Source organism: Rhodococcus sp. UFZ-B548 (assembly GCF_903819475.1).
GTDB classification, from domain to species: domain Bacteria; phylum Actinomycetota; class Actinomycetes; order Mycobacteriales; family Mycobacteriaceae; genus Rhodococcus_F; species Rhodococcus_F erythropolis.
Genome location: NZ_CAIJDS010000069.1, coordinates 1 through 23,495 on the forward strand (window position 1 = coordinate 1; position 23,495 = coordinate 23,495).

Annotated in this window: 23 protein-coding genes; 14 read left to right on the forward strand and 9 right to left on the reverse strand. The window is 62.8% G+C overall.

Annotated features, from left to right (window positions below):
* Positions 1 to 184: 184 nt before the first annotated feature.
* The 3 genes from H7C86_RS33520 to H7C86_RS33530 all read right to left on the reverse strand — a co-directional run bounded on the left by H7C86_RS33520 (position 185) and on the right by H7C86_RS33530 (position 2,334).
* Entirely contained in the window at positions 185 to 1,000 is an 816-nt protein-coding gene (locus H7C86_RS33520; protein ID WP_182263174.1) for a slipin family protein, read from the reverse strand.
* Complete coding sequence (locus tag H7C86_RS33525; protein ID WP_020971386.1) at positions 997 to 1,467, reverse strand: NfeD family protein; 471 nt, start codon at positions 1,465 to 1,467, stop codon at positions 997 to 999. Before H7C86_RS33525 ends, H7C86_RS33520 begins: the two co-directional genes overlap by 4 nt.
* A 117-nt stretch (positions 1,468 to 1,584) precedes the next feature.
* Positions 1,585 to 2,334 carry an IclR family transcriptional regulator gene (locus tag H7C86_RS33530; RefSeq protein WP_182263175.1) on the reverse strand — a complete coding sequence of 250 codons (750 nt, stop codon included), beginning with the start codon at positions 2,332 to 2,334 and terminating at the stop codon, positions 1,585 to 1,587.
* A 247-nt stretch (positions 2,335 to 2,581) separates the two neighbouring features.
* On the opposite strand from H7C86_RS33530, the gene H7C86_RS33535 reads away from it, so the two are divergent.
* The 9 genes from H7C86_RS33535 to H7C86_RS33575 all read left to right on the forward strand — a co-directional run bounded on the left by H7C86_RS33535 (position 2,582) and on the right by H7C86_RS33575 (position 11,797).
* Positions 2,582 to 3,634, forward strand: coding sequence for an NrtA/SsuA/CpmA family ABC transporter substrate-binding protein (locus H7C86_RS33535; protein ID WP_019746070.1), 1,053 nt, complete (start codon positions 2,582 to 2,584; stop codon positions 3,632 to 3,634).
* A gap of 4 nt (positions 3,635 to 3,638) precedes the next feature.
* The gene (locus tag H7C86_RS33540) at positions 3,639 to 4,496 is read left to right on the forward strand and encodes an ABC transporter permease (RefSeq protein WP_019746071.1); all 858 of its coding nucleotides are present in this window, start codon (positions 3,639 to 3,641) and stop codon (positions 4,494 to 4,496) included.
* Positions 4,493 to 5,335 (forward strand): ABC transporter ATP-binding protein, encoded by an 843-nt coding sequence (locus H7C86_RS33545; protein ID WP_031332129.1) that lies wholly within the window; start codon positions 4,493 to 4,495, stop codon positions 5,333 to 5,335. Before H7C86_RS33540 ends, H7C86_RS33545 begins: the two co-directional genes overlap by 4 nt.
* Complete coding sequence (locus tag H7C86_RS33550; RefSeq protein WP_134999336.1) at positions 5,319 to 6,362, forward strand: ABC transporter substrate-binding protein; 1,044 nt, start codon at positions 5,319 to 5,321, stop codon at positions 6,360 to 6,362. Before H7C86_RS33545 ends, H7C86_RS33550 begins: the two co-directional genes overlap by 17 nt.
* Entirely contained in the window at positions 6,359 to 7,468 is a 1,110-nt protein-coding gene (locus H7C86_RS33555; protein WP_182263176.1) for an LLM class flavin-dependent oxidoreductase, read from the forward strand. Before H7C86_RS33550 ends, H7C86_RS33555 begins: the two co-directional genes overlap by 4 nt.
* On the forward strand, positions 7,465 to 8,619 hold the full coding sequence (locus H7C86_RS33560; RefSeq protein WP_097386642.1) for an LLM class flavin-dependent oxidoreductase: 1,155 nt from the start codon (positions 7,465 to 7,467) through the stop codon (positions 8,617 to 8,619). Before H7C86_RS33555 ends, H7C86_RS33560 begins: the two co-directional genes overlap by 4 nt.
* On the forward strand, positions 8,616 to 9,323 hold the full coding sequence (locus H7C86_RS33565) for a class II aldolase/adducin family protein (RefSeq protein WP_020909735.1): 708 nt from the start codon (positions 8,616 to 8,618) through the stop codon (positions 9,321 to 9,323). The genes H7C86_RS33560 and H7C86_RS33565 overlap by 4 nt, the downstream gene beginning before the upstream one ends.
* A 41-nt stretch (positions 9,324 to 9,364) precedes the next feature.
* On the forward strand, positions 9,365 to 10,306 hold the full coding sequence (locus tag H7C86_RS33570) for an ABC transporter substrate-binding protein (RefSeq protein ID WP_182263177.1): 942 nt from the start codon (positions 9,365 to 9,367) through the stop codon (positions 10,304 to 10,306).
* Between the two features lie 240 nt (positions 10,307 to 10,546).
* Positions 10,547 to 11,797: a reverse transcriptase family protein gene (locus tag H7C86_RS33575; protein ID WP_134999333.1), complete on the forward strand. Its 1,251-nt coding sequence runs from the start codon at positions 10,547 to 10,549 to the stop codon at positions 11,795 to 11,797.
* Positions 11,798 to 11,810: 13 nt separating this feature from the next.
* Here the strand turns inward: H7C86_RS33575 and H7C86_RS33580 are convergent, their stop codons facing one another.
* Genes H7C86_RS33580 through H7C86_RS33590 form a run of 3 tightly spaced genes read right to left on the reverse strand, consistent with a single transcriptional unit; the run spans position 11,811 to position 13,831 of the window.
* The gene (locus H7C86_RS33580) at positions 11,811 to 12,197 is read right to left on the reverse strand and encodes a RidA family protein (RefSeq protein WP_003946047.1); all 387 of its coding nucleotides are present in this window, start codon (positions 12,195 to 12,197) and stop codon (positions 11,811 to 11,813) included.
* A 42-nt stretch (positions 12,198 to 12,239) separates the two neighbouring features.
* Positions 12,240 to 13,052 (reverse strand): alpha/beta fold hydrolase, encoded by an 813-nt coding sequence (locus H7C86_RS33585; RefSeq protein ID WP_020909738.1) that lies wholly within the window; start codon positions 13,050 to 13,052, stop codon positions 12,240 to 12,242.
* Positions 13,049 to 13,831 carry an IclR family transcriptional regulator gene (locus tag H7C86_RS33590; RefSeq protein ID WP_019746079.1) on the reverse strand — a complete coding sequence of 261 codons (783 nt, stop codon included), beginning with the start codon at positions 13,829 to 13,831 and terminating at the stop codon, positions 13,049 to 13,051. The genes H7C86_RS33585 and H7C86_RS33590 overlap by 4 nt, the downstream gene beginning before the upstream one ends.
* A gap of 195 nt (positions 13,832 to 14,026) precedes the next feature.
* Here H7C86_RS33590 and H7C86_RS33595 point away from each other — a divergent pair, with 195 nt between their 5' ends.
* From H7C86_RS33595 to H7C86_RS33615, 5 genes are read left to right on the forward strand one after another with little or no spacing between them, the layout of a single operon-like run.
* Positions 14,027 to 15,031 carry an ABC transporter substrate-binding protein gene (locus tag H7C86_RS33595; RefSeq protein WP_020971397.1) on the forward strand — a complete coding sequence of 335 codons (1,005 nt, stop codon included), beginning with the start codon at positions 14,027 to 14,029 and terminating at the stop codon, positions 15,029 to 15,031.
* Positions 15,032 to 15,041: 10 nt separating this feature from the next.
* A complete protein-coding gene (locus H7C86_RS33600; RefSeq protein ID WP_182263178.1) occupies positions 15,042 to 15,824 on the forward strand; it encodes an ABC transporter permease in 783 nt (260 codons plus the stop codon).
* A 2-nt stretch (positions 15,825 to 15,826) separates the two neighbouring features.
* Positions 15,827 to 16,609, forward strand: coding sequence for an ABC transporter permease (locus tag H7C86_RS33605; protein WP_259349381.1), 783 nt, complete (start codon positions 15,827 to 15,829; stop codon positions 16,607 to 16,609).
* Positions 16,609 to 17,415 (forward strand): ABC transporter ATP-binding protein, encoded by an 807-nt coding sequence (locus tag H7C86_RS33610; RefSeq protein ID WP_069145278.1) that lies wholly within the window; start codon positions 16,609 to 16,611, stop codon positions 17,413 to 17,415. The genes H7C86_RS33605 and H7C86_RS33610 overlap by 1 nt, the downstream gene beginning before the upstream one ends.
* A 25-nt stretch (positions 17,416 to 17,440) precedes the next feature.
* Positions 17,441 to 18,451, forward strand: a complete 1,011-nt coding sequence (locus tag H7C86_RS33615) for a YdcF family protein (RefSeq protein ID WP_182263180.1) — start codon at positions 17,441 to 17,443, stop codon at positions 18,449 to 18,451.
* A 6-nt stretch (positions 18,452 to 18,457) separates the two neighbouring features.
* Here H7C86_RS33615 and H7C86_RS33620 read toward each other — a convergent pair whose 3' ends face one another.
* Genes H7C86_RS33620 through H7C86_RS33630 form a run of 3 tightly spaced genes read right to left on the reverse strand, consistent with a single transcriptional unit; the run spans position 18,458 to position 23,345 of the window.
* Positions 18,458 to 19,291 (reverse strand): NmrA family NAD(P)-binding protein, encoded by an 834-nt coding sequence (locus H7C86_RS33620; RefSeq protein ID WP_182263181.1) that lies wholly within the window; start codon positions 19,289 to 19,291, stop codon positions 18,458 to 18,460.
* Between the two features lie 14 nt (positions 19,292 to 19,305).
* Positions 19,306 to 21,246: a hydantoinase B/oxoprolinase family protein gene (locus H7C86_RS33625; RefSeq protein WP_003946069.1), complete on the reverse strand. Its 1,941-nt coding sequence runs from the start codon at positions 21,244 to 21,246 to the stop codon at positions 19,306 to 19,308.
* Positions 21,246 to 23,345 carry a hydantoinase/oxoprolinase family protein gene (locus H7C86_RS33630; protein WP_019746087.1) on the reverse strand — a complete coding sequence of 700 codons (2,100 nt, stop codon included), beginning with the start codon at positions 23,343 to 23,345 and terminating at the stop codon, positions 21,246 to 21,248. Before H7C86_RS33630 ends, H7C86_RS33625 begins: the two co-directional genes overlap by 1 nt.
* Between the last annotated feature and the right edge of the window lie 150 nt (positions 23,346 to 23,495).

Here is a 23,495-nt window from a genome sequence, read left to right on the forward strand (position 1 = left end):
GGGAAAACATCTCCACGATCAACAACACCATCCGCGACTGCAACTCGTGCCGGGCGCGCACCAGATCGAGAACCTCACTCTTGAGGCCCTCGCCATCCAGTTGCCACGCATCCCGACTGTCCATGCAGCAATCATATTCGAACACAGTTTCGAACACAAGAGAATATCGAGATGAAACTAGATGCTAATCAACAACTTTCGCATTCCAGACAGAACAGGCATGTTCTTGGGTGGCTGTGGAAACCTCCGCTTGGCCGCCCATGAAGGGCCGGACAAGATCCAGCGGCAAGGGGAAGACAACGGTGGAGTTGTTCTCGCTACCGATCTCGTGAAGTGTCTGCAGATATCGCAATTGCAGGGTGGTCGGATTGCGGCTGATCACCTCGGCCGCCTCGGCGAGCTTGGCCGAAGCCTGAAACTCTGCGTCGGCGTTGATGATCTTGGCTCGACGTTCACGTTCGGCCTCAGCTTGCCTGGCGATGGCGCGCTGCATGTTGGCTGGAATTTCGACGTCCTTGATCTCGACGGTCGTGACCTTGACGCCCCACGGTTCGGTCTGCTGGTCGATGACTTTCTGCAGATCCTCGTTGAGGCGTTCCCGTTCGGATAGCAGCGAGTCCAGCTCAGCTTTACCGAGGATGGAGCGCAGTGTGGTCTGGGCGATCTGTGAGGTGGCGGCCAGAAAGTCCTCGACTTCGACTATCGAACGGTCAGCGTCGACGACCCGAAAGTACGTGACGGCGGTGACCTTCACAGGAACATTGTCGCGGGTAATCACTTCTTGGACCGGTATTTTCAGCGTGACGGTTCGCAGACTGACCCGTTCCATGCGATCGATCGCCGGCACCAGAATCACCAGGCCTGGGCCTTTCAAGGTGATCAATCGGCCGAGGCGGAACACCACCGCGCGCTCGTACTCGCGCAGAACTCTCACCGACATTCCCACAAGGACTGCAATCAGCACGACAAACACGGACAACACGACAAGCACGGTGGTCATAGCGGCAGCTCCCACGGTTCACGACGGCGCACTTTCAGAGTCAGGCCTCGTACCTGCTCTACGACGACGGATTCGCCCACGGCAGGCACAGAGTCGTCGTACCCGAATTCCATTCGAGCACTCCATAATCCGCCGTCAAGCTCGACCTGCCCCTGCGCGCCGGTCCAACTGCGAACGGTCGCGTCGGAGCCGACAAGAGATTCCGTCCCGGTACGCACGGGAGCGCGGCGCGCGGTAAGCGCTTTTCGACTCGCTACCGCCACCACGCCCAGGCCGACTACCGCGACCCCCGCCGTCACCGGGATCGCGATCAATTGCCCGATACCGTCGGATGTGAAAAGCATCCAGACGCCGGCACCGATCATGAGTGCTCCAAGCACACCGAGCACCCCCGCGGTTGGGGCATGCGCCTCGACCACGATCAACAGGACGCCCAGCACCAGGGCAACGACACCGATCGTCGTCATCACTCGTCTCCACGCTCGCGAGGACGCGGTCACGTCGCGTAGCCATTGTGCGATCGCGCCCTCGGCTTCAACGGTAATCACGTTCGGCCGGATCTGCCACAAGCACTTCACGCCAGTTCAGAGAAGCACTTCACCGATCTGTCGCGCAGTCACCTTGGCAAGGTCGGCGAGGAACGGAATCCGTTCGTCGATCATCAGCTCGACCGGACCACGAAGCCCGAGAGCGTAACGCACAGTGCCGGATCCATCGATGATCGGAATTCCGATCGTTCGGTAATCCGGGGTCAACTCCTCGTCGTTGAATCCGTATCCTCGCGCACGAGTCAGTTCCAATTCCCGGCGGATACCGGCAACATCGGTGATCGCACGCTGAGTGGTCGCTTCACGTGGCAGCGCAGCGAGCTCGGAATCGTCGACATCGGACCACGCCAGAAACGCTTTCCCGAGTGCGCTCGCATGCAAGGGAAGGCGGACACCCTGGAGCACGTGCCCGTCGGCCTCGCGCCATCGGCTGAATCCGAGCAACACCACCTCACTTCCACTTCGCACTGCCAGGGAGGCGGATGCTCCTGTCGTCGCGGCCAATTGCTCCAAATAGGGCTCGGACAGATAGATCCGATGCTGCCGGTAGGAGACCTGTCCGTAGGCCGCCAGCGCCGCGCCGATGCGATACCGACTGGTTGCGTCGTCCTTCTCGAGGAACCCCGCGTCGACGAGCGACTGCAGCAATCGATGCGTGGTGCTGACCGCAAGCTCTTGTCGCCGCGCAACTTCCGAGACTCCCAGTTCTTCGCCACTGCGAAAACATGTGAGCATGGTCAGGGCACGGGTTACCGTCTGAACTCCCGCGCCGCGTGCGTCCGTCACGAACGATCCTTTCGCTGTGGCCTGATCGACCTGAGAATCGGACGCTAACACGGACCCAGCAGTCCGGCCATCCTTTCCATCAGGTGGAAAGGAACCAGACGCGGACCCACAAAAGCCCAGATGAACAGACTTCCGATGTTGTCAAGATTTCCAATCTCCAGAAAACAAACGGGGGTAAAACAGACACGCACCCAATAGCGTCATCGTCGTCAGTTCTGACGAATCAACGCCTGAAGGAGCCACATACATGTCCCGCTTCCGCCGACTGCCACGAGCTGCCGCTGCGCTCGCCATGATCCCGCTGGCCGGGTTGGCGGTGGCGTGTGGGTCTTCCGATTCCGACAGCGCCGCAGGCAATTCCAGCGCCGACTTCACGCTCAAAGTCTTCGATCCCGGAAACTCCGGTGCCATCGCCGTCGGCAAGCGTGACGGAACCTACGACGAGGCGCTGGCACCGCTGGGCGCAAAGATCGAATGGGTCAAGACCACACCGGGATTCAGCTCCAACCTCAAACTGTTCAACAGCGGAGAACTCGACATCCAAACCGGCGCATACAGTCCCGTCGTCGGCGCACTGTCCAAGGACGTGGGTGTCCGCATCTTCGCCACGTCCGACCCGTACAACAAGGACCAGGCCGGCATCATCGCCACTCCGGAATCCGGAATCAAGACCGTCGCAGATCTGGCTGGCAAGCGCATCGCCGTCAACCCTGCAGGTAAGGGCGAGTACATCACGCTCAAGGCCCTGACACAGGCCGGAGTGCCGATCGATTCCGTCGAACGCGTTCCGCTGCAACAGGCAGACGCCGCGTCGGCGTTCTCCACCGGGCAGGTCGACGCGTGGGCATCGTTCCTGATTCCGTATCAGGAGGCGAAGGCCAAGGGCGCGGTCGAGATCGCAACCGAGGCGAGCATCGACTCCGTGGACAGCACCATCATCGCCGGCCGCACCGCAGTACTCGAAGCCCATCCCGAGGTGGTCCAGAAGTTCCTCGAGGTCACCCAGGAACTCACCGCGAAGCAGCAGGCCGACCCAGCAGCCTTCGAGAACGTCTTCGAACAGACCGGTCCGCGTGCACTCTCCGGACAGCGGCTCGACGACGCGATCACCCTGGGCGGCCAGATCACCAACTTCCGCTATCCGACTGCAGCCGACGCTACCGACCTCGAATCCATCTCCACGCTGTTCGCCGAGAACAAGGTGATCCAGCAGCCCCTCAAGGGCAGCGACGTGATCTTCGACCTCCAGGGTGCTGTGGCAGGTTCGGCAGCGGCAGCGCCCACCACCGAGGGGAAGTGACCCGATGGTGACGCTGACCCGGCCCGCACGAACGGCGTCGCCGTCAGTGGAGCATCCGCAACTCGAAACGCCCCGCTACCGGCGCAATCGCAGCAGGCCCAAGTGGGTCTCGATCCCCCTCCGCTTCCTCGTGCCCGCGCTGCTGGTTGCCGGATGGTGGATCGGATCCGCTACCGGACTGATCCGCGAAGAGATCCTGGCCGGTCCTCCGGCGGTGTGGACGGCATTCGCCGAGCTGTACCAGTCGGGTCAGTTGGTCGACTTCGGTCTCGCGTCGCTTCAACGTGCTGCACTCGGTGTTTCGGTCGGTGTGATCGTCGGATTGGTGCTCGGGGTTCTGTCCGGTCTCTCCTCGCTCGGTGAAGAACTGATCGACTCGACCATGCAGATCAATCGCGCGGTTCCGTTCCTCGCGCTCGTTCCGCTGTTCATCGCCTGGTTCGGTATCGACGAAACTTTCAAGGTGGTCCTGATCGCGGTCGCGACCGTCGCCCCCATGTACGCGTACACCTACCTGGGAGTGCGCGGGGTCGATCGCAAGATGGTGGAAGCGGCACAGGGTTTCGGACTGACAGGTTGGCGACTGGTGTTCGGAGCGATTCTTCCGACCGCCCTCCCCGGTGTTCTGATGGGGCTTCGAATCTGCCTGTCGCTCAGCATCACCGGATTGATCGCCGCCGAGCAGGTCGGCACACGTGAGGGCATCGGATACCTGGTCACTCTGGCGCAGGAATACAACCGCACCGATTACATGGTTCTGTGCATCGTCATGTACGCGGCGCTGGGTCTCATCTTCGACGCCGTCGTCAGGCTGATCGAGCGGTACTCCATGCCGTGGCGGAGATTGTCGGTGGCGCGATGACGAACACGACCGTCGGCTCGCTGCCGACCACCGAAGCACCTCTCCCGCCGTTGGCAACGCGTGAGCGGACCGGCACCACTGCGGCCGAACGACGAGCCGGATCACCAGTGGCAGTCTCACTCACCGGAGTGCGGAAGTCGTTCGGTGACAAGACTGTTCTGGGTGGTATCGACCTCGAGATCACACGCGGAGAGTTCGTCGTTCTCCTCGGCCCCAGCGGTACCGGCAAGACAACCCTGTTGCGAGTGCTCTCCGGTTTGGAAGCACCGGACAGCGGCGAGGTGCTGGTTCCGCGCGACCGTACGGTCGTCTACCAGGAACCGCGATTGATACCGTCGAAGCGAGTTCTGGCCAATGTCACAGTCGGACAGAAACGGTCACGTCAGGTGACCGACAATGCACGCAACGCACTCTCCGAGGTCAACCTCGCGGACAAGCACCGCGCCTGGCCGGCCACCCTCTCCGGCGGCGAGGCCCAACGCGTCGCATTGGCGCGCGCTCTCGTTCGCGAACCTGAACTATTACTGCTCGACGAACCGTTCGCGGCCCTCGACGCTTTGACCAGGCTCCAAATGCAAGACTTGGTAGGCGATCTGGTCGCCCGCCACCGTCCGGCCGTACTACTCGTCACGCACGACGTCGACGAAGCCGTACGACTTGCCGACCGCGTGCTCATCCTCGACAAGGGCGGGTTTGCCGTGGACGTCGACATCGACCTGCCACGCCCCCGCGATCGGAACGATCCCGAATCTTTGCGCTACCGAGCGAGTTTCCTGAAGGAACTCGGTGTCGGCCGCACCTTCCCCGACGGACAGGACAGTCATGACATTGATCGCTGATTCCGCAATCGACACACTCTGGTACACCCGCTGCCCCGTTCCCACCGCCAGCGGTCTCGCCAACAGTCTCGGTTGGCTCGACCGGACGGCAAACGAATCCGGAGTGCGTTTCGGCGTACTGCAAGATGCCGGACCGGAATTGGCAGTGCGCCATTTCGATCACCACCTCTCCGGACTCATTCGCGAGGGCGGCAACGTCCCCGCACTGGCCGCGCGTGCCAGTGGTTCTCCGACGCGGCTCATCGGGCTCACCTGGATCGACGAGGCCCAGGCAATCCTGGTGCGCGGAGACTCCGACATCCGAGAAGCAGGTCTTCTGGCCGGCGCTCGGATCGGAATCCCGGCCTGGGCGGCGGATCAGGCCAGGAGCTTTCCTCGCGCCATGGCCCTGCACGGCTTCGCCTCCGCACTTCGACTGGGCGAGTTGAGTTTTGCCGACGTCACCCTCGTCGAGGTTGCGACGACCGCAGCCCCCGAGGTCCGCACCGCCTCGTCCACCCGCAACACGACGTGGGGTGTCGAATCCCTGCTCCGCGGCGACGTCGATGCCATCTACGTCAAGGGCGCCCGCGCCCAGGAAGTTGCCCGCGAACACGGCCTCGCCGTGGCCGTCGATCTCGATTCCACTGCATCCCTCCGTGATCGCGTGAACAACGGCACCCCACGACCGATCACGGTTCATGCCGACCTACTCGAACAGCGCCCGGACATCGTCGTCGGTTTCCTCGCCGAGAGCCTGAGAGCAGCGGACTGGGCCGCAGCCAACATCGACGAGGTCCGAGCCGTGCTGCAGACCGAAACACAGTCCGGGCCCGAAGGTGTGGTGGCAGCGTACGGCGAGAACTTCCACACCGGACTGCATTTGAGCCTGTCGGACGAGCGTGTGGACCTGCTCGGCGTGCAGAAACAATTCCTGTATGCGCATGGCTTCCTTGCCGCCGACTTCGACCTGCAGTCCTGGTTGGCGCACGAACCACTGGAACAGGCACGCGCACTTGTCGCCGCGCAGAAGGGCACAGAAGAATGACGGACGTCTACTGGGAGCTGCCCTCGCGCGGTGACGGACGCCGGGCAGTGGCCGCGCTGAACAGTCGCGGCGGCTTCGGGCCACAGCGACCGACTACCGTCGCGACCGATGTTCGCCCCGGAAACTTCGGGCCCTTCGACGAATTGGCACAGATCGTTCTCGCAGCCGAACTGTCGGGCGTCGACGGCGTTGTCGCACCGTACGATCCGAATGGCGAAGAATCCTGGATCGTTGCTGCCGCCGCCCTACGTCAGACGCGTCATTCGCGAGTGGTCGTGGAGTTTCACCCCACTTTCGGCACCCCCGTCTACGCCGCCAAAATGTCGGCGACACTTCAGCGCCTGTCGGCAGGTCGTCTCGAATGGCGAGTGAAGGTAGAGACGGACCCCGAAGACGCCGCTGCTCGCGGAGACGTGGTTCGAGGAGCCGACCGCTACGCGCGCGCCGCGGAGTTCCTGACCGTCGCACGCGGCGTGTGGAACGAGGAACAGATTCTGCCCGGCGGATTCGGCGGCACGGGTTACGACTTCGACGGCGAATACTACGACGTACTCGGCGGCGGATTCCGAGGCATCTTGTCGGGACTCCGTTTTCCCCGAGTACATCTGACCGGAGACTCACCGGAAGCTCTGGAACTCTCGGCCCACCATGCCGATGTCCATCAGTTCACCCTTTCCGGTGACGAGTTGTCGACACGGATCACCACCCTCGACGACCGAGCATCCGAACTCGGCAGGACCGTCGAGAAGGTCCTGCGCATCCCGATCATCGCGAGGGAGACAGCCGACGAAGCCTGGGCTCGCGTCGAACGACAACTGAGAGAAGCCGATTCCGCTGCACTCGAGATCGATCGGGGCGGCATCCTGTGGTCCGGATTCGACCGCATCGGCTACGAGCACAGTATCGGCCTCGTCGGAAGCTACGAGGAAGTGGCGCAGCGATTGTCGTCGTATCGCGATCTCGGCGTGGACGGTTTCGTCCTGTCAGGTCGACCACACATCGAAGAGCTGCACCGGGCGGGCGAGCATCTCCTGCACCTGGTCGATCCCGAGGGTCGGATCCGCAAGGAAGAGAAGGCCACCCCAGAAGAGAAGGCCACCGCATGAGCATCGATTTCTATTGGCGGATCGGGATGGAAGGCGACCACGCGTCGCTGCGTACTCCGCGTCGCTACAACCGCGGCGATGCCGGTGGATACGGGCCGGGCAACATCGCTCCCGCGATCCGCAGCGGCGAGTTGGACGGATACAGCTACATCGACCACATGGCCGCAGTGGCAAAGGCTTCCGAGTCTGCAGGCTTCCTCGGTGGACTGCTGCCGTCCTTCCCGATGACCGAGGATCCGTGGGCGACCGCAGCAGCGTTGGCCGCCGAGACCACCACGTACCGTTTCATGGTCGCGTTCCAACCAGGGTTCCTTCACCCGGTGCAGGCCGCGCGGATGTCGGCCAGTCTGCAGCGAGCAACAGGCGGACGTCTGGTTTACAACATCATCAGTGGCGGAGGCGGAGCGCCTCAGCTCTGGTGGGGCGACAAAGTCGACCATGACGATCGCTACACCAGGACATCCGAGTTCCTCGATGTGCTCAAGGGTGTGTGGGACGGCGAACCTTTCGACTTCGACGGTCGCTTCTTCCAAACCCACGGCGCTGCACTGCCACCCGGACTTGCCGGCCAGCCGTTTCCCGAGGTGTACTTCTCCGGATCTTCGGCAGCAGCCGTCGCCGCCGCCGGACTGCACTCCGACTATTACCTTTCCTGGCTGGAACCGTACGCCGATCTGAGAGCCAAGATCGACGGCGTGCGGGAGAATTCGGCCAAGCTGGGCCGCACCCCGAAGTTCGCCGTACGCATCGACGTCGTTGCCCGGCACACCGAAGAAGCCGCCTGGGCCGAGATCGAGAAAGGCTGGGCCTTCGTCGACAAGGGGGCCGCCGACCGCGCAGCGCAGGGTGATTCGGTGGGCGCCGCCCGCATCAAGGGGTGGGTGCCCGAACACATCACCGGTTACCGAGATCTGGAAGTGCAGCCCAACGTGTGGTGTGGCTTCAGCCTCATCCGCGGCGGACCGGCGTTCGGACTGGTCGGCAGCTACGAACAGGTCGCCGAAAGACTCGACGAGCTGCGCGAGCTGGGCGTCGACGCCTTCATCCTCGCGGGTAACCCGCATCTCGAAGAGGCATACCGCGTCGGCGAAGAAGTTCTTCCCCTCCTGCAGCGCACCCCGATCACACCTTCTGGACTGGAGACTCGATGACCACCACCGAAACTCGACTCGACGCCGATACCGCAGCATTCGTCGAAGCAGCGCGCAAAGCAGCAGACAAGGCATTCGACGTCTTCCGCAAGACTGGAACGGTTGCAGCCAACGGGACCGTGAACTTCGTCGAACGCGTACCCGGCACCGAAATCGCGGTCGCCCTGAACGACCCGGGACCGTGGGCGGACGATCCGTCGGTGTCACCGGTTGTTGCTACGTTCGATGGAGAGGTGCTCTCCGGCAACGGATCGGCCGGTTTTGTCACCGGCTACGCGTCAGTGTTCCGTGAGCATCCGGAAATCACCAGCGTTGTCCACATCCACACTCCGTGGCTCGGCGGTTGGGCCCAGACCCATCGGACGTTGCCCATCCGCTATGCGGCTTCGCAGAGGCTGACGCTCTCCCGAGAGATTCCGCCGCACATCGATCGGTCCCGTTCTGCGGGCGAGTTCATTCTCGAGCGTCTCGAACACGATCCCGATCTGGTGGCGATCTTCGAAGCCAACGGCGGGGTCAACGTCATCGGCCGCAGCGGGTTGCTCGACCTCGCGAAGTTCGTCGTCCTCCTCGAGGAAGGCGCGCAGTTCCAGGCGATCGCCGAAACCCTCGGCGGTTCGGTCGAATTCGATCCGTCCAACCTCACTGTCCAGTGGGGCCGTAGCGGACTCGCCGACGAGGCGCGTCGACGCGGCCTCATCTAGCCACCCCCATCACTGATTCAGAACAGGAAAGCGTAGATCTCATGACCGTTCGCGTCGGATACTTCCCACACAACAATTCGCTGTTCGTACTGCGCCACACCGGAATCCTCGAGCGCCGTCTCCCCGATGTCGAGTGGGTGGACCTGCGTGAGCTTCCCGCCAAGCCTGCAGTGAACCCGGAAAACGCCTTGCCGGCCCTGCACTCGGACTGGCTGTTCGAGGAGGGCGGATACGATGTGATCGGAACCGGATTCACGCCGCCGGTCACCGGATTGGCTCAGGGCCGCGATCTCGTCTACATCGGAATCTCCGGCCCCCGCGTGGAGAACGGGCGCCTGGTAGTCAAGGCAGAGTCCGAGATCAACACGGTAGAGGACCTGCGCGGCAAGCGCGTCGGCATCGCGCACGGATCATGGCAGACCACACTTTTGTTGTTCGCCTTGGATCAGGCGGGGCTGACCTGGTCCGACATCGTCCCTGTCGACACCGACGTGCGCGGTGGTGGAGCGGACCTCGTCGACGGCACCATCGATGCCTGGGTAGGGGCGTACCCGGGGCTGACCGACATCGAAGCGAACCACGAACTGCGCACGCTGATCGCCACCGACGGACTCTTCAGCCACCCCTCACTGTGGTTCACCCGGCGCGATTTCGCGGATACCAACCCGGAGGCCCTCCAGGCGATCATCGAGGCCCTGCAGGAATCCGACGCCTGGATCGAAGCCAACCCCCGCGAAGCCGCGCAGATCTTCGTCGACGACATCGAGAAGCGTGGCGGGTCCGCGAGCATCGATGCCTGGGAAGCTGCACTGCGCGGACGTCCTTTCGGTGTCAACCCGGTCACCGACGAGTTCCTCGACGAGCAGCAGCGCGCGGCCGATCTCCTGCTGAGCAACGGACTACTGCCGCAGGCGGTCACCGTCCGCGAAGCAGTCGTGCCGTGGATCAGCGAGTTCGTCGGTTCGGATCGTTCGTCGATCTGAGGGCCCACACCTGACAGATCCGCTTCACACGTGACAGATACCGAACGGTCTGCCATTGTGAAGAGATGCGGCGGCGCGTGGGTGAGAGTTGGTCCACGCGACCAGTCTCAGGGGTAACCCCTGGGTCGGCCAGAAGAATTGGATACTGCGTCCACCGGCGTTCGGCACGCTCCGCGTGCTTGCCGCCGCACCGGACAAAGGATTTGGTCACCCCGCCCCGTCGCATCCCGGAGTCGAATCATGCGTGACTTCGAGCTCGATCCCGAGTTGGCGCGTCGTCTGGCCGTTGCGGCTGCTGACGCTCCGTGGACCCTCAGCGGCCTCGAGGAGGCATTCGGAACCGTCTTCGGTGTTTCCCCGACGCTCCTGGCCGTGCGCGTTCTCGACCTCATGCCCGCCCCACCGTTCGAACCGCAGACTCTGTACCGATTGCTTCGCGAACTACCTCGCCTGCGGCCTGTTCCTCTCTCACTGGACACCAATGAATCCTCGGTGTGGCGGTTCGACGTTCCCCGCTACAACACCAGTGTGGACCTGGCTCGTTCACTGGATCTGACGATCTCCGAACTCGAGTGGTTTGCCGACCGAGGGGAATGGCTCCGCACGAAACCCCTACCGCTACGCCACTACCGGCCCATGCAGATCAGCAAGAAGACCGGCGCTCGCCTCCTCGAGGTACCGAAACCTCGATTGCGCGAAGTTCAGCGCAAGATTCTGCGCCGCATACTCGACCAGGTGGCCCCTCACGACGCGGCACACGGATTCGTCCGTGGTCGAAGCCCTCTGACTTTTGCAGCGCCGCACGCACAGTCGGAAATCGTGATCGGCGTCGACCTCGCGCAGTTCTTCCCCTCGATCAGCGGCAGCCGCGTTCACGCCGTCTTCACAGCCCTCGGCTATCCACCCGCAGTGGCAGGAGTTCTCACCGGATTGTGCACTGTTGCAACACCTGCCGATACCCTGCGCGGCCTACCGTATGCACAGGCATCACAGCTACGCACCGCGCATCTTCCGCAAGGCGCGCCAACTTCGCCTGCACTGGCGAATCTCGTCGCGCGCAAACTCGATATCCGCTTGAGTGGACTCGCACAAGCAAACTGGCTCACCTACACCCGATACGCCGACGATCTCGCGTTCTCCGGAATCGAAGTAGCCGACGTCGGAACCCTCCTCTGGAGCGTCGAGCAGATCGCCAGGGACGAAGGGTTTGCCATCCATCCACGAAAGACCAAGGTGATGCGCCCTCATCGACGCCAACACCTCACCGGACTGGTGATCAACGACCAACCGTCGTATCCGCGTGACGACTACGATCGCTTGCGTGCCCTGCTGCACAATGCCGCCAGTACTTCTGCGCAGGAACAGAATCGGGACGGAATCGAGAACTTCCGCGCCCACATCTACGGCCGGATCGCGCACATCGGCGAAACCAGCACTACACGCCGACGCACGTTGCTGCGCCTGGCTGAACGTGTGGATTGGGACGGCTAGTGCCCGCGAGCAGTCAGACCCGCGGTGTGTACGCCATGCATTCGACCTCCATGTGCGCACCCAGCGCCAGTCCATCTGTTCCGAACGCACTGCGGGCCGGCAGTCTCGACGCCGGGAAGTACTCGAGGTAGACCTTGTTGAACTCCTGCCAACGAGACATGTCGTCAAGCATGACAGTGCATTTGAAGATTGCTTCGACGCCGGAACCGTAAGCGATCAGCGAAGCCACGATGTTCTCCATGGTCTGTCGAGCCTGCGCTTCGAAGCCGTCGGCCAAAGTCCCGTCCGGGAGCATGCCGATCTGACCCGACAGATACAGAACGTCTCCGACGCGCACTCCGGTGGAGAATGGCGTATCGAAAGCGGGTGGGATGAACTCGACGGTCTGAGATGAATCCATTAGATCTCCTCGGAGTTGGAATATGCGTGACGAGTTGGTGTTTCAGCGCACTGGGCGGGCACGAACATCGGCCAGGAAGTGCGCCACCAACTCGTTCCACGCGTGTGGGTCCTCGAAGTAGGGGGAGTGGCCGCGGTCGGCAAGTTCGACCACTTCGGCGTGGGGCAGGAACTCGGCGGCGCTGCGAATCCGCTCGGGTGTCATCAAATCGTCCAGCTCACCCGCGATCAGCAGAACCGGCGCCGTCACCGCGGCAAGATCGCTCGGCGAGTAGTTGTGGGCCTTGAGAATTCGGAAGAACTCGGTGTCAGGTGGGCGATGACCGAAGGTGCCGAGAGCTTGGTACAGGTATGCCCTCGCCATGTCCAAGCTCGGCAACCGTCCGCCCACAGCGGGGTGTTCCCCCAGTGGCCGCGCCGTGACGGGCGCCGCGGTGAGGGGAGGTGCGCCGTCCGGACCGAATCCGACGGGAATGCCGCCGGTCGTGCAGGCCAGGACTACCGACTCCACCCGCTCCGGAACAGCGATCGCGGTCCCCAATGCGGCCCAACCGCCCATCGACTGGCCGACCACGTGCGCTCGATCGACCTCCAACAGGTTCATGATTTCGATCAGATCCGAGACTGCCGCTACCGGGCCGTGGTTGCCCTTTTCGTTGGTGGACCGGCCGAATCCTCGCTGATCCCAGCTGATTACCCGATAATGCTGAGCGAAGTACGGTACCTGTTGGTACCAGACCGCGGCGTTGCCGCCGAGACCGTGCGTGAGAATCAGATCCGGGCCTTCGCCGGCAGTCTCGTACCAGACCCGTTCGCCGTCTGCGACGGTGATGAAGCCCTCGGTCCGTGAAATCATCCTTCTTCTCCTGTGTCGGACGGGCGCTTGCCCGAAGTGTGGTCAGTGAGGAGTTGCTGCACTTCATCGGTGGCCCGCAGCAGGTGTTCTTCGACCATTCGCGTCGTTTTCGCATCGAAGTCGGTATCGAACCCGATCACCGTCAACGCGCAGAGCGGAGATCCCTTGCGGGAAGACACTGCACGCGAGACCGAACCGATGATGTCCTGAGATCGTTTGTGTACAACGGCGAATCCGGTTTTCTGCGTCTCGGCTATGTCGGCGAGAAAGCCGGTGGGGCCTTCCAGTGGATAGCCGCTCTTCTCCACCATCGCCAGGTAGGGCGCCCGGGTGTTGTCCTCGAGTGCCGCGACCAACGCGAGCGGACCCGCGAACCGGTGCGGCGGAAGCAGATCCCCGAGCATCCGAGTGATCATCTTGAGTCTCTCGGGACGCAGCGCCGCGATGATCCGCGTTCCGCCGCTCTCGAGAACCTGCAGATTCACCATCATGTCGGTGCTCTCGGACAGCACCCGCATGGTCGGATCGCACAAGGCCGCCAACGAGTGCGCTGCCGCTTCGTGGGAAACCTGCAGTGCAGCCGGGCCGGGGAGATAGCGACCGTCGTAGCGGAAGACCCAACCACGGTTCGCGAGTTCTCCGAGCACTCGGTGCGCAGTCGGGCGGAGCATCCCGACTTCTTCTGCCAGTTCGCTGAGCTTCATCGGCGTGGTCGAGCGCGCGATGGCCTCGAGTAGATCCAGCGCTTTGTCGACGGCGGACGCAGAACCCTTCGTCATCCGATCCCCTCCCGGTGCCGTGGATGTACCCGGCGATCCGAAATCTCGTGTTCTTGGAAAACCCTTGGCATTCGTCTTGGAAATTACTATAGTCACAACAATCGTTCCGGCGTACGGAATTCTTTGAGCGTCTTCACCTTCCCACCGGATTACCGGCAAGGAAGTCATATCTTTCCCAGCGAGAGGCTTTCGGACATGACGGTTGGACATACCCTTCGGTCGACACCACGGTTCAGAGTTGTTGCCCTAGCTGCGGTCGCGACCGCAGCATTGGCACTGACCGGCTGCTCGAGCGACGCCACGGCCTCCGACGACGGGGGCACCCAGACCACCACGATTCGAATCGCGCCTCAGCCGATCGCAGACTTCGCACCGATCTGGCTCGGAATGGAGCAGGGATACTTCACCGACGAAGGACTCGACATCCAACTCGTCGAGGGCGGTGCTAGTTCCTCGGCTCAAATTCCGTTGCTGCTCAGCGGAAATGCAGATATGGCAGCCACGACCGCCGCCGCCGCAATTCAGGCACGCAGCCAGAACATGCCCGTCACCATCGTCGGAGGACTCACGAATTTTGCCGCGAGTGACGGCGTCGACCAGTCCGGCCTCGTCGTCGCCAAAGACAGTTCCATCAGCGGCTTCCGTGACCTCGAAGGCAAAACCGTTGCGATCAGCGGATTGAAGTCCGTCAGCGAGGCAGTCATCTCTGCTGCGGTGGAGAAGTCCGGTGGAGCAGCGGACAAGATCTCGTTCATTCAGGCGCCCATGCCCAACCTCGGCGACCTTGTTTCCACTGGCGGAGCCGATGCGGCATTCCTCATCGATCCGTTCCTGAGCAAAGCAACCGACTCGGGGCTGAAGATCCTCGGCCACCCCTTCCCCTTGGCCGCGCCCGGTGTGCCAGGGACCTCGCTGGTCGCTTCGGAATCGTTTGTCGACGCGAACCCGGACTCACTCGCCAAATTCCGCACGGCGCTTGCCAAATCCGTCGACTACGCCAATCAGAATCCGGGCGCCGTCAAGGCTGCACTCTCGACACAAGCCAAGATTCCGCTCGAAATGCTGGCCAGCAGCAAGAATCCTCAGTTCGTCGCAGTAGTGGAACCGGGTGCTCTCGGCACGGAGATCGAACTGCTGGTCAAGTACGGGGTACTGACGGATTCGGTCGAGGCCGATTCCTTGCTGACCCCGGCCAACTGAGTTGTCCGCCTTGACAACCCTGCAGACTCGCCGCAGGCAGGTTCTGCTCGGTCGGCTGCTGACGCTCTTCGCGTTGGCAGCCGCCTGGCAGATCTTCGGAATGCTCGGCGACGAGGACGTCAAAGGTATTCCGAAGTTCAGCGACGTGGCAGTGGCCCTTGTGAACGAACTCGGCACATCCTCGTTGTGGACATCACTGGGACAAACGGTGACCACCACAGCGATCGGATTGGCGCTGTGCCTGGTCATCGGGATCCCGGCAGGACTGCTGCTCGCCGCGCACCCGTTCCTGACGGTCTCCTCCCGTTTCGTCATCGACTTCTGCCGAACCGTTCCGCCGCTCGCAATCATTCCGCTCTTTCTGCTGATCATGGGCCCGACGCAACGGATGGCGGTGGCGCTGATCGTGGCAGTAAGTGTGTGGCCGATTCTGCTCCAGACGATTCACGGTGTGCGCGACGTCGACCCGGAACTGCTGGCGACCGCACGCTCCTTCCGACTTCCGCTGTGGCGCAGACTCGCTCTCGTCGTCGCACCGGCGTCGATGCCCTACATCTTCACCGGGATTCGCATCTCGGCAACACTGAGCTTGCTGCTGACCATCGGTGCAGAATTGATCGCGGGCGTGCCGGGACTCGGTAAGGAGATCCTGCTGAGCCAATCCGTCCCCGATCGAATGTTCGCACTGATCATCGTCGCCGGACTACTCGGAATGCTGCTCGCCTTCGCCGTGATGGCGATCGAGAATCGTTTACTTGCTTGGCATTACATCCCGAGGAGGATGACGACGTGAAGATGATGTCAGGACTTCGACTCCTCGCGTGGGAGTTGTGGCTGCCGATCTTGATCGTCGTCGTATGGTACTTCGGTTCGGAGTCGAGCAAGTCACCCTACTTCCCGCCACTGTCGCGTATCTGGAAAGCGTTTGTGGACAACTGGTTCGGTCCGGGATTCGCCCACGACGTCGTACCGAGCTTGACCAACCTTGCCTTCGGTCTCACCGTGGCACTGGTGGTCGGCATCGGCGCCGGTCTCCTGCTGGCCCTGTTCCCGCTGGCTGCCGATATTGCCGATCCGTTTCTCCAGTTCTTCCGCGCCATTCCGGCGCTGGCCGTATTGCCCGCCCTCTTCATCGTTTTCGGAACCGGTTCGACGGGTAACGTTGCCGCCATCGCCTTCGGCGCGGTCTGGCCGATACTCCTCAACACCCTCGACGGCATTCGCTCCATCGACCCGAGTATCCGATTGGTGGCGCGCAGCTACCGGATCCGTACACCCCTCCTGGTGACGCAGGTACTCCTCCCCGGAGCGATGCCGCAGATAACAGTCGGTATCCGTACCAGTCTCGCGATCGGTGTCGTCATCATGGTCGGCAGCGAAATGTATGTCTCCACTGCAGGAATCGGTCACTTCGTGATCGTCGCGCAACAGACATTCGCCATCGCGGACATGTGGTCCGGAATTCTCCTGCTGGGAATCATCGGATACGTGCTCAACCTCGGATACGGCGTGATCGAACGATGGTTGCTCAGATGGCAGCCGCGGACCCACGACGCTCTCGCAGTGAAAGGAAACTGATGTCATCCACAGAATCTGCGGCATCGATACCCGCAGTCGAACTGAGCGGCCTCGGGGTGACCTACGGCGGCCCCACCGGCCGCGAAGTGCTCCGCGGGATCGACCTTACGGTCGCACCGGGAGAAATCGTCTGCATCGTCGGCCATTCCGGTATCGGCAAAAGCACGCTGATTCGTTGCATCGCCGGTCTGCAGAAGCCGACCACCGGTGAGGTCCGCATCGCCGGGATCGCGATCGATGCACCGCCGGCCACTCTGGCTCTCGTGTCACAGGACTACGGACGCACACTGATGCCGTGGCTTCGAGTGGGCGAGAACGTTCGCCTGCCGCTGCGGGGCAACAGTCTGGCGCGGAAGGTTCAGAACGAGAGGGTTACCGATGCACTCGCCGTTGTCGGTCTAGGCGGTGCTGCGCGTTCCTACCCCTGGCAGTTGTCCGGCGGAATGCAGCAGAGAGTAGCGATAGCTCGCGCTCTCGCCTATCGGCCGCAGGTACTCCTCATGGACGAACCCTTCGCGTCGGTCGATGCGCAGACCCGCGCGGAACTCGAAGACCTGCTGCTGACGCTTCAACGTGATCTTGGTATCACCGTCCTCCTGGTCACCCACGACGTCGACGAATCGGTGTACCTGTCCGATCGAGTGGTCGTACTCGGCGGAACGCCGGCATTGATGCAGGACATCGTCGACGTCCCGTTGACCGGAGCTCGAGATCAACTGACCACCAAGGCGGACCCACTGTTCATCGAGTGCCGTACCAGGGTGCTGTCCGCAATCCAGCAGTCCAAAACGGTGGCGCCCGTGTAGTGGGCACCTCGCCTAGTCTGGCTCCGTGATCCTTCTCCTCATCGGCCTCGCGCTGCTCGGATTCTGCGGCTACCGGTTCAGGCAGGATCGGCGGAGGCTGAGCAACGGCGTCTATCTACTTCTCGGAGTGATCTTCACCGGTCTGTGGATGCTGCAGTCGGGTGCACCGGGGACCGAGATCCCGTCGTTCGTCATCGCGACGATCGCTCTGCTCTCGCCGTTGCTGGTGCTCCTGCTTGCAGGATTCCTGATCGTCAACGGGGTCACGATGCTGCGGCGCGAGGGATTCAGCGTGGCGAACCTGCTCTCCCTCGTCGCCGGACTCGGACTGCTCGTTCCCTACGTTCTGCTCGCATCAGCGTTGCTGACGCAGAGATATTGGCTCGCAGTCGTTCTCGGATCGTTCAGCCTGGTCGCGTCGTACCTGGGGTTTCTGTTCACGAGCTTTCTGCTCTACTCCTACGTGTACGGACGCCAGAAGTACCAGCCCGGGATGGACGCGATAGTGGTGCACGGCGCCGGGCTTTCGGGTGCCGACGTGACGCCCCTGCTGGCCAGCCGTCTGGACAAGGCCGCGGACGTCTTCCGCGCCGAGGTCCGCGAAGGACGTTCCCCGCTGTTGGTCGTCAGCGGCGGGAAGGGATCGGACGTGGTGGTCAGCGAGGCTGAGGCAATGTGCGTCTACCTCGTCGATCACGGGATCCCGCGCGAGAACGTGATGCTAGAGGACCGTTCGACCACCACGCTCGAGAATCTCGAGTACACCAGGGACCTTCTCCGCGCCGACACCACGAAGCCTCGAATGGTTCTGGTCACCAGCAACTTCCACATACTCCGAACCGCAACGTTTGCCCGAAGCCTCGATCTGGACGCAGAAGTCATCGGTTCCCACACCGCCCGGTACTACCTGCCGAGCGCTATTCTGCGCGAGTTCGCCGCCGTCACGGTGGAACACAAGTGGCTCAACGGAACGGTCTGCCTGATCCTCGCCGCCCTGCCCCCACTGGTTGTCTGGGCGGCAGGAGGCATTGCGTAGCAAGCCTCACCGAATCAGGCTCTCGACGCCCATCGGTCGGCGACCCAGAAGCAGTTCCACGGCAGCACTGCCCGCAAGGAAGTCGTGGTGGTTGTAGAACTCGAACATCGCCGCCAATCGTGAGCTGGCGTTGACGTCCAGGCCGCTGCCGATCTGTTCACGCCATTGATCCACGCTGATCTGTTCTATCGCGACGGTACGTGACGTCTGCTTCTCCACCATCTGTGCCACCTCCATGACGCTCAGAGCTTCAGGGCCCCCCACCTCGTACGTCGCTCCGTGATGCTCGCCCGGGCCCTCGCTCAGGACGACCGCGGCAACAGCTGCCACGTCCGCCAAACTCACGAACGAGAACCTCGTGTCCGCGCTGTACGGCACGACGATGGTCTCTGTCCGACCCGTGAGTACCGCTTCGAAATTCTGCGCGTACGCACATGGTTGCAGCACAGTCCATTTCAAGGGCGAACGATGCAGTTCGTCCTCACACCTCGCTTTGTCCAGGTGATGCGGCATTGACGGGCTGAACGGCCACGCCACGGAGTGATAGACAAAGTGTTCCACCCCCGCCGAAGCCGCTGCCGTCAGCGCATTGCGAAGCAGTGCCGGCTCGTCGGGATGGACGTTCGGGGCAATGAAGTACACCCCTCGGCACCCGGCGAGCGCCTTGCGCAGCCCTCTTCCCGTTTCGAGTTCTACCTCGAAGTCCCCGTCGACACGCGCCTTTCGCACCAGTCGCCGAACTGTCACGCTCGGCGGCAGTGCAGCGACGACTGCTTCACCGGTCTTACCCGCGGCGCCGATCACCGCGATGTCGGCGCCGCGAGCAATTCCGTTCTCCATGAGAGTTTTCCGTCCTAGACGTAGTCGTAGACCGCTGAGGTGGCGCCACCGGAAAGCTGCGCGTAGCCCGGACCCCGATCGAAGAAGGGTTCGTTCTCACCGCGCTCCGAGCGCAACTGATCCCGTAGCTCCGTGGTAGCAGCCTCGTCGACCGACGGCTCGTCACCCTCGATCACGACAACACCGTAGTCGTCGCGTGCACCCTCCACGGAAACCTTGCGCCACTGAATGTCTCGCAAGACCTCCTCGATCGGGCGCTCCAGTGGATCTCCCCAACCGCCACCACCGGTGGTGCGAATCCGTACGACCTCGCCGGCCTTGATCGGCTCGGCATCGGTCAGCGCGTCGAACTCACGCTCGTTCGGTCCACCCGGATCCAGGACCACGGAGAACGGCCGACCGGCCTTGCCGCCCTTGACTCCCCAGCAGGCGAGGATCGAACGATCCGCAATGGACATGAAGTGCGCATCCTTGAGCATCCGGATGTGCTTCTCGTATCCCAGGCCGCCGCGGTAGCGTCCGGCTCCGCCGGAATCCATGGCCAGACCGAGCTTCTCGACGATGAAGGGGAAACGGCTCTCGGTGAATTCGGTCGGCAGGTTCCGTGAATCGGGAACGACGTGAATCGTGTCCTCACCGTCGGCATAATAGCGTCCGCCCGAACCGCCGCCGAGCACCTCACGCATGAGGTACGAGTGACCCTCGAAGTCCTCACCGTAAACACCGGTGTACCTGATGGTCTCCTGATCGGCGGGCATGTTGCCGTCCACAGCCTTGGCGACGACGCCGGCCAGCACTCCGAGAAGACGGAGGATGACAAACGTGCGAGCGTTGGTGGGGGCAGGGAAGATCGGGGTGATCAATGTTCCCTTCTCGGGGAACTTCATCTCGATCAGCGGTACGACGCCCTCGTTGACATCCAGTTCGGCCATGCGCTCCGGGGTGTCCGCGAGGTTACGCAGAATCGGGGCCAACCACTTGATGAGGAAGTTTCCGTCCGCGTAGTCACCGCAGTGGTTGATCGGGCCCTTTGCCTGCGGTCCGGTTCCGTTGAAGTCCAGGATGAGTCGCTCGCCGCCCTCGTCCTCCGGCCGCGTCTTCGTGAGCGTGATGCGCTGGATGTGGAGCATCGGCTCGTCGACGCCGTCGTGCTCGGCGTAGTCCTCCCACGTGTACTCACCGACCGGGATCTTGCTGAGGATCTCGCGGCGGTACGTCTCGGTGGTCGCGTCCATCATCGCGTCGAAGCACGACTCGACGGTGTCGACGCCGTAGCGCTCGAACAATTCGGTGAGTCGACGCGCACCCATCAGGCACGCCGAGCACTCGGCGTCGAGGTCAGCTGCGAGAGCGTCCGGCATGCGGGAGTTACGCGTCATGATGCGCAGCGCCGCCTCGTTGGGAACTCCCTGGTCCCACAGTTTGATCGGCGGAACCATCAGTCCCTCTTCGTACACCGTGGTGGCGCCGGACGGCATGGAGCCGGGGCAGCAACCGCCGATGTCGTCGTGGTGACCGAATGCCTGAACGAACGCAACAACCTTCGGCTCGGCATCGGGAGTGACGCGGGCGAAGACAGGCACCGTGACGCAGAGGTCGGGGAGATGGCCGATGCCACCTTCGGACAGGTAGACGTCGTTGTGGAAGTACACGTCTCCCGGCTTCATCGTCTCGAGTGGGAAGTCCCGGGCGATCGGATGAACCAGCGCGGAATACGAACGGCCCGTGAGCTTGCGGAGGTTCCGGTCGTGAATACCGGCGCGGAAATCGTGAGCGTCACGGATCATCGGCGAACGCGAGGTGCGCGAAATGGAGGTCTCGACCTCCATTTCCACGCTGGCGAGGTAACCGGCGACGATCTCGACCAGAATCGGATCAGGTGACGCGCCGTCGGTAGCGGTGAGTCGGTACGGCTTGGCCGCGGTGGCAGCAGCAGCATCGAGAATGGCGGTCATCACTTCACTCCGTTCGAGTCGGAAGACTTCGAGATACGAATGTTCCCGAAGGTGTCGATACGTGCCGAGAATCCGGGGTGGATCGGGACAGTCGAGCTGAACTCCTCGATCACGGCCGGTCCTTCGATGACGTCACCCGCACCGAGCAGCGTGCGGTCGTAGGTAGCAGTTTCGACCCAGCTGTCGAAATACGATTGCCGCGAACCGGTTCGGGCAGTGTCGGCGCCAGTGCCGGCGGGGATCTCCTTGAGCGTCGGACGCTTGATCGGGCCGATGCCGCTCACGCGCAGGTTGACCCACTCCACGTGCTGCGACGGGTCTCCCCGGAAGTCGTAGCCGTACAGTTCGCGGTGCGCCTGATGGAACGCCTCGGCCGCGTCGTCCATGATCTGCGCCGTGACGGTACCTTCCGCCACCGGGACGCGTACCTCGAAGGCCTGACCGAGATAGCGCAGATCCGCAGTACGGGAGTACTTGCGCTGCGTCTCGTCGAAACCCTCTTCGGCGAGCGCGATCTCGGCTTCGCCGGCCAACGCGTCGAACTGGCTCTGCAGGTCTTCAGCCTTCAACCGGTCGTGACGACTGACATGCGTCTGGACGTAGTCGTTGCGGACATCGACCGTCAGCAGACCGAACGCGGAGACGTTACCCGGATTGAGCGGGACAAGAACGTCTTTCAGACCCAGGATGTCGACGAGACGGCAGGCGAGCAGGGAGCCGGAGCCGCCGAACGTCACGAGGGTGAAGTCGCGAACGTCGAGGCCACGCTTGACCGTGATCTGACGCAGGGCATTGGCCTGGTTCCACGCCGAAACCTCGAGGACACCGACCGCACACTCCTCGAAGCCCAGACTGAGCTGTGTTGCAAGCTCTTCGAGGCCCTTGCGTGCCAGTTCTGTGTCGAGGGGAATTTCGCCGCCGAGCAGATGGGGTGGGATGCGCCCGAGCAGGACGTGCGCGTCGGTGATGGTCGGTTCGCTGCCGCCCTTGCCGTAGCACAACGGTCCGGGATCGGCGCCCGCCGACTGAGGGCCGACTCGGAGGGTGCGTTCCGGCGTCATCCACGCGATCGAGCCACCGCCGGCGCCGACGGTCACGACGTCGATCATCGGGATCTTCGAGGGGTAGTTGCCTACTCGCCCTTCGGTGGTCAGCGCGGGCTCGCCGCGAACCACGACGGTGACGTCCGTCGACGTTCCGCCGCCGTCACAGGTCAACACCTGCTCGACGCCGGCCGCATCGGCGATCAGCGCAGCACCGAGAGCTCCGGCAGCCGGCCCCGACAGAACTGTCGTAATAGGTTGGTGAACAACCTCTTTGGCTGAAAGGACACCGCCGTTGGACTTCATGACGTAGAACGGGATGTCGCGGGGTTCGCCGTCGGTGGTCGAGAACTCACGCAGACGATTCGCGATGTTGTTCACGTAGTTGCGGATGTTCGGCTTGACCGCGGCGTCCACGAGAGTGGTGATGGACCGCTCGTATTCGCGGTACTCACGAAGCACCTGGCTCGAGATGCTCACCGTCGCATCGGGGAAGACCTCGAAGAGGATGTCGCGAACGCGCTCCTCGTGCGTCGGATCGGCGTACGAGTGCATGAGGCAGACGCCGATGGTCCGGATGCCGCGGTCCTTGAAGAACTGCGCTGCGCTGCGAACGCTCTCTTCGTCGAGCGGACGAATCTCGCTGCCGTCGAAGGAAAGCCGTCCACCGACGGTGCGTACACGATCGGCGGGAACGATGCGTTCGGGCTTGACCCAGAAGTACGAGTTGCCGTAGCCGTCCGGCACCGACTGACGAGCGATTTCGAGAACGTGCTCGTAGCCTTCGGTGGTGATGAAGCCGAGGTTCTCGACCTTGCCTTCGAGCAGCTTGTTGGTCGCAACGGTCGTGCCGTGGCTGACCGCACCGATCGAGTCGCCGCTCTCGCCGAGCTTGGCGAGCACTTTCTCGATACCGGCGAGAAAGCCCTCGGCGGGATCCGCCGGGGTGGACGGGGTCTTGGTGGTGACGATGGCGCCGGTTTCGTCGTCCACTGCCACGATGTCGGTGAACGTTCCGCCGGTATCGATACCGACCCGAATCTTCCTGGGTTCCACGCTTCCTCCTGAGATCTTTGGCTCGTCTCGTCTGGTACCGATCGACGGTTGCGGCCTAGCCGGTGAGTGGCTCGTACCTGACGTGTAGTGCTATTCCACAGGTTCGGAAGGGCGGATTCTTTGTCACAATTCGCCGAATCGGGGGACCAA